The 15,517-nt window shown below is 67.3% G+C and carries 12 protein-coding genes; 7 read left to right on the top strand and 5 right to left on the bottom strand.

Annotated features, from left to right (window positions below; genetic code table 11):
• Window positions 1-47 precede the first annotated feature (47 nt).
• Window positions 48-905 (top strand): CPBP family intramembrane glutamic endopeptidase, encoded by an 858-nt coding sequence (locus tag AOP75_RS01375; protein WP_062076590.1) that lies wholly within the window; start codon window positions 48-50, stop codon window positions 903-905.
• 65 nt (window positions 906-970) lie between these two features.
• On the top strand, window positions 971-1,387 hold the full coding sequence (locus AOP75_RS01370; RefSeq protein ID WP_062076589.1) for a carboxymuconolactone decarboxylase family protein: 417 nt from the start codon (window positions 971-973) through the stop codon (window positions 1,385-1,387).
• Here AOP75_RS01370 and AOP75_RS01365 read toward each other — a convergent pair.
• Both AOP75_RS01365 and AOP75_RS01360 read right to left on the bottom strand, forming a co-directional pair.
• A complete protein-coding gene (locus tag AOP75_RS01365; protein WP_062076588.1) occupies window positions 1,368-2,339 on the bottom strand; it encodes an HAAS signaling domain-containing protein in 972 nt (323 codons plus the stop codon). The two genes, AOP75_RS01370 and AOP75_RS01365, sit on opposite strands and share 20 nt — an antisense overlap.
• Window positions 2,336-2,671 (bottom strand): PadR family transcriptional regulator, encoded by a 336-nt coding sequence (locus AOP75_RS01360; protein WP_062076587.1) that lies wholly within the window; start codon window positions 2,669-2,671, stop codon window positions 2,336-2,338. Before AOP75_RS01360 ends, AOP75_RS01365 begins: the two co-directional genes overlap by 4 nt.
• A 163-nt stretch (window positions 2,672-2,834) precedes the next feature.
• Here AOP75_RS01360 and AOP75_RS01355 point away from each other — a divergent pair, with 163 nt between their 5' ends.
• Window positions 2,835-3,218: a phage holin family protein gene (locus tag AOP75_RS01355; RefSeq protein ID WP_062076586.1), complete on the top strand. Its 384-nt coding sequence runs from the start codon at window positions 2,835-2,837 to the stop codon at window positions 3,216-3,218.
• 114 nt (window positions 3,219-3,332) lie between these two features.
• Here the strand turns inward: AOP75_RS01355 and AOP75_RS01350 are convergent, their stop codons facing one another.
• The gene (locus AOP75_RS01350) at window positions 3,333-5,012 is read right to left on the bottom strand and encodes a cation:proton antiporter domain-containing protein (RefSeq protein ID WP_083966605.1); all 1,680 of its coding nucleotides are present in this window, start codon (window positions 5,010-5,012) and stop codon (window positions 3,333-3,335) included.
• A 104-nt stretch (window positions 5,013-5,116) separates the two neighbouring features.
• On the opposite strand from AOP75_RS01350, the gene AOP75_RS01345 reads away from it, so the two are divergent.
• The 4 genes from AOP75_RS01345 to AOP75_RS01330 all read left to right on the top strand — a co-directional run bounded on the left by AOP75_RS01345 (window position 5,117) and on the right by AOP75_RS01330 (window position 8,839).
• The gene (locus tag AOP75_RS01345) at window positions 5,117-5,773 is read left to right on the top strand and encodes a biliverdin-producing heme oxygenase (protein ID WP_083966815.1); all 657 of its coding nucleotides are present in this window, start codon (window positions 5,117-5,119) and stop codon (window positions 5,771-5,773) included.
• Window positions 5,774-5,775: 2 nt separating this feature from the next.
• Window positions 5,776-6,966, top strand: coding sequence for a heme/hemin ABC transporter substrate-binding protein (locus AOP75_RS01340; protein WP_236683054.1), 1,191 nt, complete (start codon window positions 5,776-5,778; stop codon window positions 6,964-6,966).
• Window positions 6,967-7,088: 122 nt separating this feature from the next.
• Window positions 7,089-8,066 carry a FecCD family ABC transporter permease gene (locus AOP75_RS01335; RefSeq protein WP_083966814.1) on the top strand — a complete coding sequence of 326 codons (978 nt, stop codon included), beginning with the start codon at window positions 7,089-7,091 and terminating at the stop codon, window positions 8,064-8,066.
• Window positions 8,063-8,839 (top strand): heme ABC transporter ATP-binding protein, encoded by a 777-nt coding sequence (locus AOP75_RS01330; protein WP_236683053.1) that lies wholly within the window; start codon window positions 8,063-8,065, stop codon window positions 8,837-8,839. Before AOP75_RS01335 ends, AOP75_RS01330 begins: the two co-directional genes overlap by 4 nt.
• 96 nt (window positions 8,840-8,935) lie before the next feature.
• Here AOP75_RS01330 and AOP75_RS12915 read toward each other — a convergent pair whose 3' ends face one another.
• Together AOP75_RS12915 and AOP75_RS01315 are read right to left on the bottom strand one after the other, a co-directional pair.
• Window positions 8,936-13,288 carry an HtaA domain-containing protein gene (locus AOP75_RS12915; RefSeq protein WP_062076584.1) on the bottom strand — a complete coding sequence of 1,451 codons (4,353 nt, stop codon included), beginning with the start codon at window positions 13,286-13,288 and terminating at the stop codon, window positions 8,936-8,938.
• Window positions 13,289-13,730: 442 nt separating this feature from the next.
• The gene (locus tag AOP75_RS01315) at window positions 13,731-15,491 is read right to left on the bottom strand and encodes an alpha/beta hydrolase (protein WP_062076582.1); all 1,761 of its coding nucleotides are present in this window, start codon (window positions 15,489-15,491) and stop codon (window positions 13,731-13,733) included.
• Window positions 15,492-15,517: the final 26 nt, after the last annotated feature.

Genomic DNA, 15,517 nt, shown 5'->3' with positions numbered 1-15,517 from the left:
CCTTGACGGCGTCGCACGGGCGCGCCGCGCACCAAAGGAGATATGTCATGTCGCGTTCCGTCGTCGTACCCTCCAGCGCCCCGCACGCGTCCAGACGCGTCGAGCCCGCGCGCACGCGCAACCTGGTGGCGTTTGCCGTGGGGGTCCTTGGGTTGTCCGTGGTGGGGGCGTTCGGCGCCGCCGCTGGGGGCGGGGATCCAGAGCAGTCGCCCGCAGCTTTGCTGTTCATCCTCAGTCCGCTGCTGATGGCGGTGATCCTTCGCTCATGGGCCGGGGACGGGTGGGCCGATGCCGGCTTGCGTCCCCGCTTTCGAGGCAACGGTCGCTGGTACCTGTTGGCCGTGGCGCTTTTTCCGGCGCTTACGGCAGCCGTGCTAGCCGTGGGGTGGCTGCTGGGCGGGGTGAGTTTCGCGCCGGGTGCCGCGGGCACGCTTGCCGCCGGCGTCGCGGGTGCACTCGTGTTGAGGCTGGTCTACGCAGCGTGCGAAGAGTTCGGATGGCGTGGGTACGTGGAGCCGCGGCTCGCGTCCCGGGGTGTGCCGGCCGCCGCGCGACACCTGATGGTCGCAGCCGTGTGGGGTCTGTGGCACATCCCGTATGTCGTGGTCTTCGGCTCGCAGTCAGGAGTGCCACTCAGTGCCTATCTCACGCTGTTTGTACTCGCGATGGTGCCCATGTCCTTTATCTACGGCGCCATGCAGGAGCGGTCGGGCACGGTCTGGCCCGCGGTGATCATGCACGGCGTGGCGAATGCGGTGGCCTTTCCCGTCCTGCTGTCCGGCGCCGTCACGGTCACGAACGAGTGGTGGTTCGCGGCGCGGCCCGAGGGGTTGGTCATGCTCGCCGGGCTCGTCTTTGTGGCTGCCTTGCTGTGGCGGCGTCGACGCGTTGCGCCTGGTGTGTGATCCGTCGGGACAGCAGCTGGCATGGGGTACTGGTGCGTGTCGGTGAGCGTTGCTAGGGTCGGCCCGTGAGTCAGGCAGCGGTGCGACCAGAGTTCTTGAAGGCCCTCGAGGATTTCGACATGTCCGTGGGGGACGAACTTAAGCCGCGCCTGCGCGAGATGCTGCGGTTGCGCGTCTCTCACATCAATGGCTGCACCTTTTGCATCCGCATGCACTCCGAACAGCTAGCCGCCCTGGGCACGTCACCCGAGTTGATTTCTGCACTAGCGCGACCCGTCATGCTCATGCGCGCAGACCTGGTGTCTGACGGTGATGCGGCCGCGTTGCGTTTCGCGGAGATCCTTACGGATCCACCCAGGGGCCTGGAGCGTCGCGCACGTGATGAGGCCGCGGAGTTCTTCACGCGTAAGCAGCTGGGGGCCATCGTCGAGACGGTCGCTGTCATCAACGCATGGAACCGCGTCACCCGCGGGATGGAGTGACGCGGCGCGCCCTGCGAACTGCGCTCACGATGTCCACGGCCGCGATCACTGCGACGACGACAAGCGTCAGCCACTCGACTTGATCAAGGGTGACCGTCGTCGCCGCGTCGGGCCACCCAATTTCCGTGAAGAGCTCTCGGTTCAGTAGCTGGTGCTGCCAGACCGGAATGGCGAGCAACGTCACGGAGGCGACGTTCAGTGCCACGGTGACCCAGGCATCGGCCCGTGTCCAGGAACCCCGCACCTGCCGTGCGATGAGGACAACCAACTCGACCGCCATGACCGCGAGGAGTGCGGGTAGCAGCAGAGTCCATAGCTCAGGATTGAGAAGCGGGAGGCCCTCGCCAGCGGAGTTGCTCGCCCAGGGATACACCTGCTGCCAGATGAGGAACACCGCCGTCACCACCAGCGTGGCCGCAGCGCCGATGGTGTCACCGACCGGGACCGTGGCATCCGGCGTCTCCTTGAGACTGTCCACGGACCACGGCTCCGAGACATCGCGTGCCGTGACCCCAGAGCGCTCGAGCACTGCGAACACGAGCGTCACCCAGAACACCAGGTGGACCCCGACCGTGATGGTGCCGCCGATCGTTTGGCCCACGACCGCTCCCCAGCTGTCCCCATCGAGGTATCCCGCGATGGGGATCAAGACCGCAATGATGGGCAGCACAATCCACAGCAGCAGGACCGTGAGCCGCTTCCACTGGAGGAACAAAGCGGGGCCAATGAGGAACAGCGGACGTTCCGCGTAGGTCGCGGCTAGGTGCTCTGGGTCGCCCATATCGTTGAGAACCTCGCGCTCGATCGCGCTCGCCGGGGTCGTGGGCTGGGCATCGAGCCGCGCGTCGATCGCGTCCGTGATGGCCTCGCGGAGATCTGACGCGACCTCCTCCCGCTGGCCCGCGGGGACCTTGGTGGTGACGGCGGCGATGTATCGCTCAGTGAGTGTCATGGCTTCTCCATGCGGTTCAGTGCGTCGGTGAGGAGGTTCCAGTCCGTACGCAGGAGGTCGACGAGTGCGATGCCGTCCGCAGACGTCGCGTAGACCTTGCGCGGGCGGGCGTCTGAGGTGTCCCACTCAAAGGTCAGCAGGCCCTGCTTATCGAGTCGGCGGAGGAGTGGGTACAGCGTGTTGGCCTCCGTCGCCAAGCCCAGGCCTGCGAGCCGGGACAGGAGGTTGTAGCCGTAGTCGGGCTGCTGCGCGAGCAACGCCAGGCAGGCAAGCGAGGTGGTTCCCCGCCGGAGTTCCTGACGGTGCTGGGCGACGAGGTCGGGCTCGAGCATGCCTCCCACAATAGTGTGTGACGCACACTATTGCAAGGCGGACGGCGTGTAGCGAGGGTGGGGCGCTGCGCGGCCCCCTTGTCTAGCAACATGCCTCGTGTCCCGGGCGTGTCGCGCAGGTTTATCGAGCGCACGAGGCAAGGGGTGCAGTACCGTCGGTCACATGGTGCGATTTCTCTGGAGTGTTCTGACCAACATCGTGGCCGCGGTCGTCGGCCTTCTCATTGCGTCGGCAGTCGTCGATGGCTTCTCCATGCAGATGAACGGCTTCATCATCGCCGTCGTCATCTTCGTGGTGGCCCAGGCGCTGTTCTCGCCATTCATTTTCAAGATGGCCCACAAGTACGCGAAGGCGTTGCAGGGCGGCGTGGCCCTCATCTCGACGTTCGTGGCGCTACTCCTGGCCACCCTCCTGACGGACGGGCTCACCATTGACGGTGTCCTTGCCTGGGTGCTTGGCACGGTGATTGTGTGGCTTGCGTCTGCGCTGGCCGGCTGGATTCTGCTGACCTTCATCATCAAGGAGCGCGCGGGCGACCGCGACTAACGCACGCTGCTTCGAGGGCCCTGGGCGATTGTCGCCCGGGGCCCTCGTGCGTTCCTGGGGCGGCTCGAAGTCTGCGCCGGGCGCTACCTGCAGGACGCAGGGCGCGCCACATGCCTAGTGGGGTGGGGGCGAGGGCGGCGTGCTCGGGAGGGTGTCCTCGTCAGTGTCGGGGTCCGTCAGGACGTCGGTTGCCATCAGATCTGCGACCTCGTAGGCGCCCACCAGGACTCGGTCGGCTCCCAGGGCCTCAAGGTATTCAATGTCGGTGTCGCCCTGGCCGCGCGCGAGGACGCGCACAGACGGGTCAAGTTTCTTGATCTTCGAGACGATCGCGCCCGCCGTCAGCGTGTCGTGAATCGCGACCAGCACAGTGGTGGCGCTCTTGAGGCCAGCGGCTCGGAGGACCTTGGAGCGGACGGCGTTGCCCAGGATCGCCTCCTGGCCGTCCTCCCTCAGTGCCTTGACGGTGTTCTCGTCGTCGACGACCACGACCGTAGGTACGCCTGCCTGCCACAGCGCCGTCGCCGAGCGGGTGCCGACGCGGCCAAAGCCCACCACGATGACGTGCTCGCTCCCGGTGTAGCTGCGGGGCTCGTCGGCAGGGTCCGCGTCGTCGGGCTCGTTGCCGTCACGGTAGAGGCGTGACACCCATGCGAACAGCAGCGGATTCACCACGATCGACAAAATTGCGCCGCCGAGCACGAGGTCCTGAGCGGCTTCCGGCAGGATCTCGTACTCGCCTCCCAGGGTGACCAGGATGAACGAGAATTCACCGATCTGCGCGAGGGAAGCGGCGACGACCAGGGACATGCGCTTCGAGTACCGCAGCACGCGGACCAGGGCGTAGGCGACGGCGAACTTGCCCACCACGATCACCAGGAAGGTCACGAGCAGGGCGAGCGGCGCTTCGACCGCGATGTGCCAGTCGACCAGCATGCCAACGGACACAAAAAACAGGACGGAGAACGCGTCTCGCAGGGGCAGGGAGTCCTCAGCGGCGCGGTGCGACAGCTCGGACTCGCGCATGATCATGCCTGCGAAGAATGCTCCCAAGGCAAACGAGACGTCGAACAGCCAAGCCGCGCCCACGGCCACGCCCATGGCGATGGCGATGACGGACAGCGTGAACAGTTCGCGCGAGCCGGAGTCGGCCACCCGGGCCAGCAGCCACGGGATGACGCGCTTGCCGACAATGAGCATCAGTGCCACGAAGATCGCGACCCGCACGAGTGTCCAGACCAACTCGCCCGCGATGGCGCCTGGGCCGGAGGCATCGGTCGCGAGCACGGGGATGATCACGAGCGCCACCACCATGGCGAGGTCCTCTACAATGAGCCAGCCCACGGCGATGTGACCAGCGCGAGTGTCCAGCAGTTGCTTGTCCTCGAGTGCGCGCAGCATGACCACCGTCGAGGCGACTGACAATGCGAGGCCAAAAAGCATGGACGCGCCGAGCGACCAGTCGAGCCACAGGCCAACGCCGGTACCAAGCGCGGTGGCGGCGGCCATCTGGACAACCGCGCCGGGGAGTGCGACCTTGCGCACGGCGAGCAGGTCCTTGAACGAGAAGTGCAGGCCCACGCCAAACATCAGCAAGATGACGCCGATTTCCGCGAGTTCGTACGCGACATCCGTGTCGCCCACGAATCCGGGCGTGTAGGGGCCAATGAGGAGGCCGGCGGCGAGATAGCCGACGACGGGGGACAGGCGGAGGCGCTGCGCGATGAATCCCAGAATGAAGGCCATCACCAGACCCACGGCCATGGTCGTGAGGAGGGGTGCGTGGTCCAGCATCGCATCATTCTACGGGAGCCGTTTTACCTGGAAGTTTCGAGAACCAAGGCAAACCTTACTTTTTTGTGTGACAGGTGCCTTGCGTAATTGCTAACATGGCGGCCATGACCAGCACCCAGCCTGAAGCAGGCCTTGCCGCGCGACTGCGCGACGCCACCGCCGTGGAGCACAAGGACACGGAGAACCGCTCCTTTATCTCCCGCCTGATGGGTGGCGAACTCAGCTTGGAGGCGTATACCCGCTACCTCGCTCAGTACGCCTACGTATACCGCGCGTTGGAGGCACGCCAGGTGCAGTCGGGCGACCCGGCCTTTCTCGCGGATCCTGCGCTGCCGCGTTTTGCTTCGATTGTCAGCGATCTCCAGCACCTGGGCGCAGCCGATTGGGAAGACACCCACCCGGCGCTCCCGGCGACTCGGGCCTACGTTGACCACCTGCTCGCGATCGATGACTCCGATGTGCCGCGTTACCTCGCGCATCACTACACGCGCTACCTCGGCGACCTGTCGGGTGGCCAAGCCATCGCCTCGCTCGTTGCTCGCCACTACGGCGCGACGCCCGCACAGTTGGCGTTTTACCGGTTTGACGAGATCGATAGCCCCGTGCGCTACAAGCGGGCATACCGCGATCAGCTCGACTCCCTCGACTTCACGGAAGACCAGGCGCAGGTGTTGTTCGCTGAGGCTAAGCGAGCCTTCCACTTCAACGGGGACATGTTTAACGCGCTCGGCGAGAGCGTGCCCGAGCCCGTGGCCTCCTGACCATGCCGGTCCGTTCCGCGCGCGGCGCGATCGCCGCCGTCACGGCAGCCGCGGCCTTGGCCCTCGCCGCCTGCGCGGTTCCGCTCACGCCGACCGACTCACGCGCTGGCGCCGTCGAGACCGGCTCTGGGGAAGCGAGCGCCGCCGAGCCAGCGGCATCCCCTGCCGGCAGCACAGCTGAAGGCACTCCCGCGAGCGAGGCCCCGCACGGTCCGGTGCCGTGGACCGACCTCAAGGTGCTGTCCGACCCCCACACGTACGTGGGTCCGTCGACCGCCACCATCGCTGATCCATCGGTGGTCGCGTTGGCCCCTGCCCCTGAGCCCAATCTTCCCGTCACCGTTGTGTCGCGCGAACGTGACGGTGACCGTGACGTGACCGTCACCGACACCTCGCGCGTGGTCGCTATGGACATCTCCGGATCCATTGCCGCGACCGCGTGGGCCTTGGGCCAGGGTGACCGGCTCGTGGGTCGCGACGCCTCGGCAGAGTTCCCCGGCACGGAGGACCTTCCCGTCGTCACGGGCTCCAGCCACACGGTCAGTCCAGAGGCGGTCCTGGCGCTCGAGCCCACAGTGGTGATCACTGACGGGAGCATCGGCCCGTCTGACGCCATCGCGCAGATCCGGGACGCCGGCGTGCCGGTGGTGTACGTCGACAATGGCGCGACGTTTGCCGGCGCGGAGGAACTGGCTCGCCAGGTCGCCCAGGCGCTTGGCGTCGCACCGGCCGGAGAGGAAGTCGCCGGCCTGATCGCCGACCAGGTAGCTGCGACTTCTGCCCAGATCAAGCAGGTGGCCCCCTCCGAGGGCATGCGGGTCATGATGTTGTACCTGCGCGGGGCCTCAGGCATCTATTACATGTTCGGCTCGGAGTCCGGCGCCGACCAGATCATTTCTGCGCTCGGAGGCGTCGATGCCGCGAGCGAGACCGGCTTGGAAGGCATGAAACCGCTGACGGACGAGGCCATGCTGGCGGCCGACCCTGAGGCGATCATCGTCATGACGAGGGGGCTGGAGTCCGTGGGTGGCGTCGAGGGCCTGCTGGAGGCGAAGCCCGCGATCGCTCTCACCGCTGCCGGCCAGAACGCGCGCATTATTGACATGGCGGACAACCAGTTGCTCGCCTTTGGGCCGCGCTCTGCGGCCATCGTGGACGCGCTGGCCCGTGCCCTGTACGCGCCGGAGAGCTGAGCGTGACGCACGTCGCGCCCGGTAGGGCCGATGCCGGGCTGAGTGTGGGCACGCATGCCCACCGGGGTCGGTGGCGCGCGCCCGCTTTGCTCACCACGCTAGGGCTGCTCCTCGTGGCGGGAATGGTGTCCTCTGCCGGCGTGGGGCAGTTGACGGTCTCCGTGACGGAAGTGGTGGGCGCGGCGCTCCAGGGCCTGGGTTGGCAGACCGCGTGGGCCCCCGACAGCGACGTCACCTATCAGGCGCTGTGGCAGATCCGTTTTCCCCGTGTCGCGATGAGCCTTGCGGTGGGCGCGGCGCTCGCGGTTGCCGGCGCGGTGATGCAAGCGATCTTCGGCAATCCGCTGGCGGAGCCTGGCGTGGTGGGAGTGTCTGCGGGCGCAGCGCTCGGGGCCGCGCTGGCGATCGTCTCCGGTGGAGTGTTCGCGGGCGTGCTCGGAACAGCCGGGTTGGCTTTCGCAGGCGGGGTAGGGGCGACTTTGCTCGTGTACTTCATGGCCCGTGCGCAGGGCCGCACCGAGGTGGTGACGCTGCTGCTGACCGGAATCGCCGTCAACGCCTTTGCAGGGGCTGGGCTGGCGCTCGTGATCTTCATCGGCGACTCGGCCGCGCGCGAGCAGATTGTGTTTTGGCAGCTGGGATCACTCAACGGCTCGCGCTGGAACGAGGTGGCGGTGGTCGTGGCGTTGTCGATCGTGGCCGGCGCGGTGGCGTTTGCGTTCGCACGCCATTACGACCTGCTGGCGCTGGGCGAGCGGACCGCAGGCCACCTGGGACTGAGGGTGGAACGGTTGCGCGTGGTGTCGATCATCGTTGTCGCAGTGTTGACGGGCGCAGCCGTGGCGTTCGCAGGGATTATCGCGTTCGTGGGTCTGGTGGTACCGCATGCCGTGCGCATGATGGTGGGGCCGGCGCACCGCATGCTTCTCGCGGGCTCCTTGTTGGGTGGAGCGACGCTCATGGTGTGGGCTGACCTGCTCGCGCGCACTGCCGTGACGGGCGCGGAACTTCCGATTGGTCTGCTGACGTCCCTTATTGGCGGCCCGTTCTTCTTCTGGCTGCTGCGCCGCGCCCGGTCCAAGCAGGGAGGGTGGGCGTGACCGCGGCATTCTCCGTGTCCGGCGTGACCGTGACGATAGGCGAGGCAACGCTCGTGAGAGATGTCTCGCTCGACGTGCGCCACGGTGAGGTGCTCGCCCTGGTAGGGCCTAACGGCGCCGGGAAGTCGACGCTCCTGGGGGTGATGGCGGGGGACCGCACCCCGTCATCCGGAGAGGTCCTCTGTGATGGGCGCCCGGTCGCGCAATGGAGTGCCGTGGATTTGGCGCGCCATCGCGCCGTGCTCACCCAGGACAACCAGGTCGCGTTCCCTTTCAGGGTCCACGAGGTGGTCGAGATGGGGCGGGCGCCGTGGCGCGATGCCAGCGCCGCGGAGGATGTCGAAGCTATTGCGCGGGCGATGGCGGAGGCCGACGTCACTCACCTTGCCGAGCGCACCTTTACGTCGCTGTCCGGGGGCGAACGTGCACGCGTATCCCTCGCCCGTGTGTTGGCGCAGCGCACCCAGGCGGTGCTCCTCGATGAGCCCACTGCGGCGCTCGACCTCAAACATCAAGAGGATGTGCTGACGGTGGCACGGTCGCTTGCCGCTGCCGACGTGGCTGTCGCCGTTGTCCTGCATGACCTGTCGCTCGCGGCCGCGTATGCGGACAGGATCGCGATCATGGAACGAGGGCGCCTGGCGGCGCTGGGGGCTCCGTCCGAGGTCCTTGAGCCGGCGTTGCTGGAGCGCGTGTACGGCGTTGCGGTGCGGGTGATCGAGGATGCCGACGGCTACCCGCTCGTGGTGCCCGTCCGCTCGCACGCACGCTGACACGCGCACGCTGACACACGTACGAGGGGCCGCCCATGTCCCCAGGGCGACCCCTCGCATCTGTGCAGTGGTGACGCGCGCCTCTCGGCGCACGCGCTAGGCCTTGCGGCGTACCACCACGATTGTGGCGCCGGCCGCGGCGATGACCGCGAGCGCGACGATGACCCAGATCCACCAGGTCGAGCCCTGCTCGGGTTCGGTGGTCGCGGCCGTGACCTCGGCTTCAGCCTCGGGCTCGGAGGAGGCCGACGGCTTCGGCTCGGTCTCGACGGCGGCGACAGTCTCGCCGGCAAGTGCGGCCTCACACCCATCCTGTGAGGTAAGCGTGAGGCTGACGGGGTCGAGCTCCTCGCCACTGGGGTAGGTGCCAAAGGCCTCAGCGCCGTCCTGGCTCAAGGTGGCGGGAATCCCGGTCACTACCGTGGCCCCGTCAACGACGCTGACCTCACCGCCCTCGAGGTCCAGTTCGGCGAACCGAATGGCCTCCTGGGTCACGTCGTCGCCGGCCTGAGTTGTGCCGTGAACGTTGAGCAGCAAGAAGGCGCCGTCCGCAGACAGCTCTACGGTGGGATTGGCGATGGTGGTGTCGAGCGCCCCGTCGTGGCCTGTGAAGCGGATGGAGCCGCTCGTCGTGACCGTGCCCGTGAGGTCCTCAGGGTCAATCGCCGCCTCGCCGCCCAGCCACACGAAGTCGCCGTCGTTGTACTCGACGCCATCGAGCTCCCACTGTCCCTTCGCGGTGGTGGACTCGAGGTAAGCGCGGAAACCTGACTTGAAGCCCCACGCCACGGTGGCATCTGCGACACACATCCCCTCGAGACTGGTCTCCGGGATGGACAGGAGAATGCCCTTGTCGACGGAACCCTGGAACGTGAGCGTGTGCTCGCCAGTCAAGGAAGCGGGCAGGGCGCCGGTCCACTCGACCACACCGTTGGCGTCCGCCGTGAGGTCGGAGGCGAGGACGGTGGGCGTGGAGTAGATCACTACCTTGATGCCCTCCTCGTTGGGCTGGAAGCCGGGGACGCGAATCGTGACGACCTCCCCGGACAGCAGCGCCTCCAAGGTGGCGTCATCGAGTTCGATGCCCGTCGTGGCGGGGGCCGTCGCGGGAATGTCGGAGGCCGTTGTCGTCACCGAGGACTGGACCACGCGGGTGCCAGTGCCCGCGGTGGTGCTTGCGCCCTTGCCAAAGGTGACGGTGACGGGATCGACCCCGAGTGAGTTTCCGCCGAAGGTCAGCACTGATCGACCGGAGGAGGTCAGTGTGGCTGGTACGCCTGCGTAGCGCACCGCGCCGCCCGACTCCGAGCGCGCACCCGCTGCCAGATTCAACGTCGCGAAGTCCATGCGTGCACCGTTGACGGCCACGTTCAGGACGGCGGTCGAGGGGGAGGTGAGGCGGACCTGCGGGTTCGCGAACGAGTAGTCCAAGGCGCCGTGGTGGCCGGTGAAGCGCACCGAGCCCGCGTACGAGGCGGATCCCGAGCCGGCCTCTGGGTTGGCCGAGCCGCTCGATTGAACAAACGTAAACGTCGAGCCGTTCGAGCTCGCCCCTGTCACGGATACCTGTCCGCGCGAGATGGGGCCGGTGACGTAGTTGCGGAACCCAGTGCTGATGCCCCAGGTGAGGCGCCCCACCACGGAGGCCGAAGCATCGGCCGGATCCTCGACGACGATCGCTCCGCCGCCGTTCGGGTTCCCGGTGGTGGAGCCGCCGGTGGAGCCTGTGGTTCCGCCACCGTTCGAGCCGTCCGTGCTGCCGTGGCCGCTGCCGTGGCCGCTGCCGTCGCCGTTGCCCGACGAAGGCTTGGATGCGCCGAGCGTCACCGTGACTGGAGCCAGGGCAGAACCCTCCTCGTAGGTCAGGATGTCCGCGCCGGCGGCCGTCAACGTGGCGGGAACCTTCGAGAAAGTCACGGCCTGCGCCGCGGCGGTGCGGGGGGACGCCCCCAGGTTGAGGTTCGCGAACTCGACGCGCTTGCCGCCGGAGACCACGCTGAGGACAGCCGAGGTGGAACTCGTGACCTTGATATGTGGGTTCTGGAGAGCCACCGACAACGCGCCGTGGTGGGCGCTGTAGTTGACGGTGCCGCGGAACTTCGCGGTACCGGTGCCGAGCGTGACATCGGAGTCACCTCCGTTGGCGAGGAACACGAAGGCGTTGCCCGACTTCTGCGCACCCCCCTTGACGGAGATGGCGCCACCGCCAATCCCGGTGACGTAGGTGTTGAACCGCTCGGACACTGCCCAGGTGAGCGTGCCGCTCGCTGGCGTCACCGGGTCAACGGGGTCGACAGGGTCAACGGGATCGACTGGATCAACCGGGTCCACGGGGTCCACCGGCTCCGAGGCAAAGCTCACTCGCGTTGCCGTCTCATACGGCGCGTACTTGGCGCCACTGCCGGCGTAGGTGTAGATGCCGTAACTGCCGTCGGCCTCCGGTGCGAAGTCGGACGCGAGGAGCGTGATCTCGAAGCCCCCGTCCTCATCCAGCGCCACGCCTTGCCCGCGAAGGGAGGCTTGGAACATGGGCGGCACGGGATTGGTGGCGTCAGTAGCGAGGTAGGACGCGGGAAGGAGCCACCGCTGCTGTGCGGAGTCGACGTTCCTGATGGCCGTCGCGGAGCCGACGGATGGTCGCCAATCGTCAGAGAACTTGCCGAAAGCCACGTACGCGCCGGAGTACATGCCCATGAGGGGCGGGCGCGTGCCCGTGGGTGCTTGACCGTCTGCGGGGACAAAACCCGTTCCGGTGATCGTGACCATCTGTCCCTGGGGATCGAGCCCAGTGGTGGCCGAGACGGTGATGGTCGGCGACGGGTCCTCGAAGGACAGCAGCGTCGCGGTCTCGTACGGCGCGTACTTGGCGCCGCTGCCGGCGTAGGTGTAGATGCCGTATTTGCCCTCGGCGAAGGGGGCAAAGTCGCTTACTTCGAGAGTGATCTCGAAACTGCCATCGTCGTTGACTGCGACGCCCTGGCCTCGCAGCGAGCCTTGGAACATGGGCGGCACAGGGTTGGTGCCATCGGTGGCGAGATAGGACGCCGGCAGGGCCCACCGCTGTTGCGAGGAGTCGACCTTGCGCACGGCGGTCGAGGAGTTCTGTGAGGGCTGCCAGTCGTCGGAGAACTTGCCGAACGCCACGTACGCGCCGCTATTCATTCCTTGCAGGGGTGGACGGGTGCCCTGGGGTGCGTCGTCAGCGCCGACGTAGAAGTGGGTGCCCGTGATGGTCACCGTCTGGCCGTCGCGGTCGAGGTCCTCGGTGACGGACACGTCGATCGTTGGGGTCGGCCGGGGAACCTCGATGGCCTCGAACTGGTCATACGTGTCGTTCGTGGTGTGGTGGTGGTCGAGCCGGAAGAAAAGCCCACACGTGGTGGCGTCTTCCTGTCCCTTGCACAGGGTGGTACCGACCGTGGAGGGCACGGTCACCTGCGCGTTGTCAAAGTTCCACACGCCGTCTGCGACGGACCCAACGATCGTGGCGCCGCGGCCGGCGCTTGAGAACCAGCCGCCTACCTCACGCGAGGACGCGCAGCCTGGGGTGCCGGACCTGTCGTGGCCTTCGGCGCACCACAACGCATAGATGCCGGTCGTTTTGCCTCCGACCGTGGCGGGGTATGTTCCCGAGAACGTGACGACGGCCTCATTCTTGCCCTGCTCAACGGAGTCGATGGTGACGCCGAAGTCGATGTCCGGCGTCGTCGTCGGCTCGGGGGAAGGCTGCGTGGTCACGGTGGGTTCCGGTGACGGCTCAGCCGTGACGGTGGGCTCGGCAGTGGGCTCGGCCGTCACGCTGGGCTCGGCCGAAGGAGAGGCGGTGACGCTGGGCTCCGGCGATGGTTCAGTCGTGACGGTGGGCTCGGGGGCCGGCTCCACGGGCGCCTCAGCGAACGAGAACGTGATCGGAGCCAACGCCGTGCCTACCGGGTATGACGCTCCGAAAACGTTGGACATCCCTGGAAGTGCCGTCGTGGGAGCTGCGGTGTATGTGGTGACGCCTTCCGCCGTGCTGGTGCCCGCCGCTGCGAGGTCAACGCTGGCCAATACGTGACGCGCGCCAGCGCTCTGCGCGCTCAGAGTCGCGCCGCCACCGCCGTCGAGCGTGATGCGCAGCTGCTCCAGTGTGATGTCGATCCCGTGGGCCGGGTAGGCGAAGGTCACGGAGCCCGTGTAGTTGGCGGCTCCCGCGCCCTCAGCGACGTCTGAGCTCCCTGCAGCGAACGACGTCGCCGTGCCGTTGTCCGTGGCGCCGGCGCTCGCGGACACGCTCCCGCCGCGGCTGATGTAGTCGCGGAACGACGTCTTGACGGCCCACGTCAGCGAGCCGGTGGATGGCTCTGTTGCTGACGCCGGCACCGCGGCAAGACCGGCGGCGGTGAGGGTGAACAATATCGCGGCAGCCAGCCAGGCGGCTGGGCGTGTGCGCGCACTACGCAATGTCACAGGGGACTCCAGAGATGTGGTCATTCGGGAGGCGCATCGACGCGCCGCGGCTTCCTGGTGAGGCATGCCTTACCGGGAGAGTAGCGGCGCTTACGTCAAAAAAGCAATTAGGTGCTTGCGATATTGCATAAATGAGTCTGCAGGGGCGCGTACTGCGGGGTCCGACGGCGTCGCGCGGGCGCAGCTCGACGCTGTGAAGGCGCGGCTCGACGTTGTGAGGGCGCGGCTCGACGTTGTGAGGGCGCGGCTCGAGGTCGAGGTCGGCGGGGGCAGTGCGGTCGGCGGGGCGGGAATCCCCTCAGCGAGACTCCCGGCCCCGCACCCCCTTTTGCGGGCGCACTCGTAGGTGCTGCGCCACGAGCAACAGCATACGCAGGTGTATGTAAATGCGCAGTGGCTCGCGGTCGCTGTCACCCAATCGTGACCTCGCGCGGACGTGTCGCTATTCGGCCGCCTCCCGCAGCGCCTCGAGCGCGGCATCTCTGTCCTCCAGGTGCGCCGCGAGGGAGGCAAGGTCGCCGTCGGCAATCTCGACGCCCGTGACGGCCGCCCATGCCTGCAGGTTGGCGGTGACGGTGTACAGGTGGCCAAGGCCGTCAGGGACGCTGCCTGCCGCCGGGAGGTCGAGCAGGACCTGCCACATGGTGACGAGTGGGTACCAGGCCATGGTGTCGGAGACGTCCGGCGCGCGCTCGCCTTCGGCGAGCCAGTCGGGGCTGGAGAAGGCAAGGTGCTGGTTGAACCACACCACAGGGTCGGACCCGTGTTGGAGGTAGACGACCTTGGTGTCGCCCCAGATGGGGCCGTTGGCATCGCTCACGCCGGACTCGTCGGCAAACCGTACGGTCCTGCCGTCGTTGACGACCGGCAGCACGGCGGGGGAGCCGTCATCTCTGTCACGGGTCAGTTCAAAATGCATCTCGTTGAGGAACGGCGGGCCCACCATGAGCGCGCCATCGATGGGCTCGTTGAGGATGTCGACGCTGGACAGCACCGCCTCCACGCCCGTCGCCCCGAGCGACAGCCCGTACAGGTACAGGGACGGGCGGTCCGAGTCGGGCAGCGTCGCCCAGTAGTCGTGAATCACGCGGAACGTCACCCGCGAGGTCTCCTCCACGACGTCCTGGTCCGCGAGCAGGGAAATCCAGCTCGGCAGGTACGAGTACTGGACGCCAGCGATCGCGGTGTCGCCATTCCAGAGGTACTCAAGCGAGTCGACGCCGTGCGGCGCCAAGAAACCTGTCCCCGTCGTGGTGGCGACGACGAGCACCTCCCTGGAGAAGGCATCGGCCCTGATCAGTTCGTCGAGCAGCAACTCAGCCTGGCCTTCGATGGTGTCTGCGCTGCGCAGGCCCACGTAGGCGCGCACGGGCTCGACCGCGCCGCCAGGTCCCACCTGATCGATGTCCGCTGCGCGTGGGCCGCCGGAGACGAATGCGCGCCCCTGCCGGCCGAGGTCCTCGAACGCCACCAGCGACGAGGGAGAGCCCGAGCGCTCCGTCGCGCTCGGCTGAGTCACACCCGGCTTGTCGGCGAGGTCCTGCGTAGAGAAGGCCCAGTTGGACACCGTGAAGAACGCGTTGACGAACGCGCCCGACGCGATCCACCACAGCGCCCCGCCAAGCACGACGGCCACCACAGCCACCGCGAGGCGCCGCGGGAGGAAGCGGTCGGCGAGGTCGTCAGCCCATCGAAACAGCCCCCGCACGGCGCGTGCGAACATCAGGATGAGCGCCGCCGTCACCGCCGCCACGATCACGATCACCGGCCACACCAGCGGCGACAGGGGATCCATGCCAAAGTTCAGACGAGTCTCGTTCTGCCAGCCCACATACGCCCAGATAGCAAGGCCCGACTGCACCGAGATGACCGCCATCGACGCGACCAACAAGAGCGCCCTGACCTTGCCCCGGGCCGCCGGCACCATCAGGAACCTCACGACCGCATACGCCGCAGTCCCCAGGCCGTAGCCGACCATGAAGGTGACGCCAGAGTTAATGCCCTGGACCCAAGCCACGCGCGGCAACAGCGACGGCGTCAGTGACAGCGAGAAAAAGTACAGCCCAATGACGAGGCCAACGGCAGAGAATGTGAACTCCGTGATCCCCGGTGCTGGAGGCCGGCCGACGCGGGGAACAGTCAGGCGCGTCACGGCTCGGTCGATTACGCCTGAGGTGGGGCGCTGTGGCGCCTGGGCTGTCATCTCACCTCCCGTGTGTCGCTCGCACG

This window comes from Demequina globuliformis (assembly GCF_000975155.1).
GTDB lineage: Bacteria > Actinomycetota > Actinomycetes > Actinomycetales > Demequinaceae > Demequina > Demequina globuliformis.
Note: the sequence above shows the minus strand (reverse complement) of the source record. Positions and strands in the feature narration are given on the sequence as shown.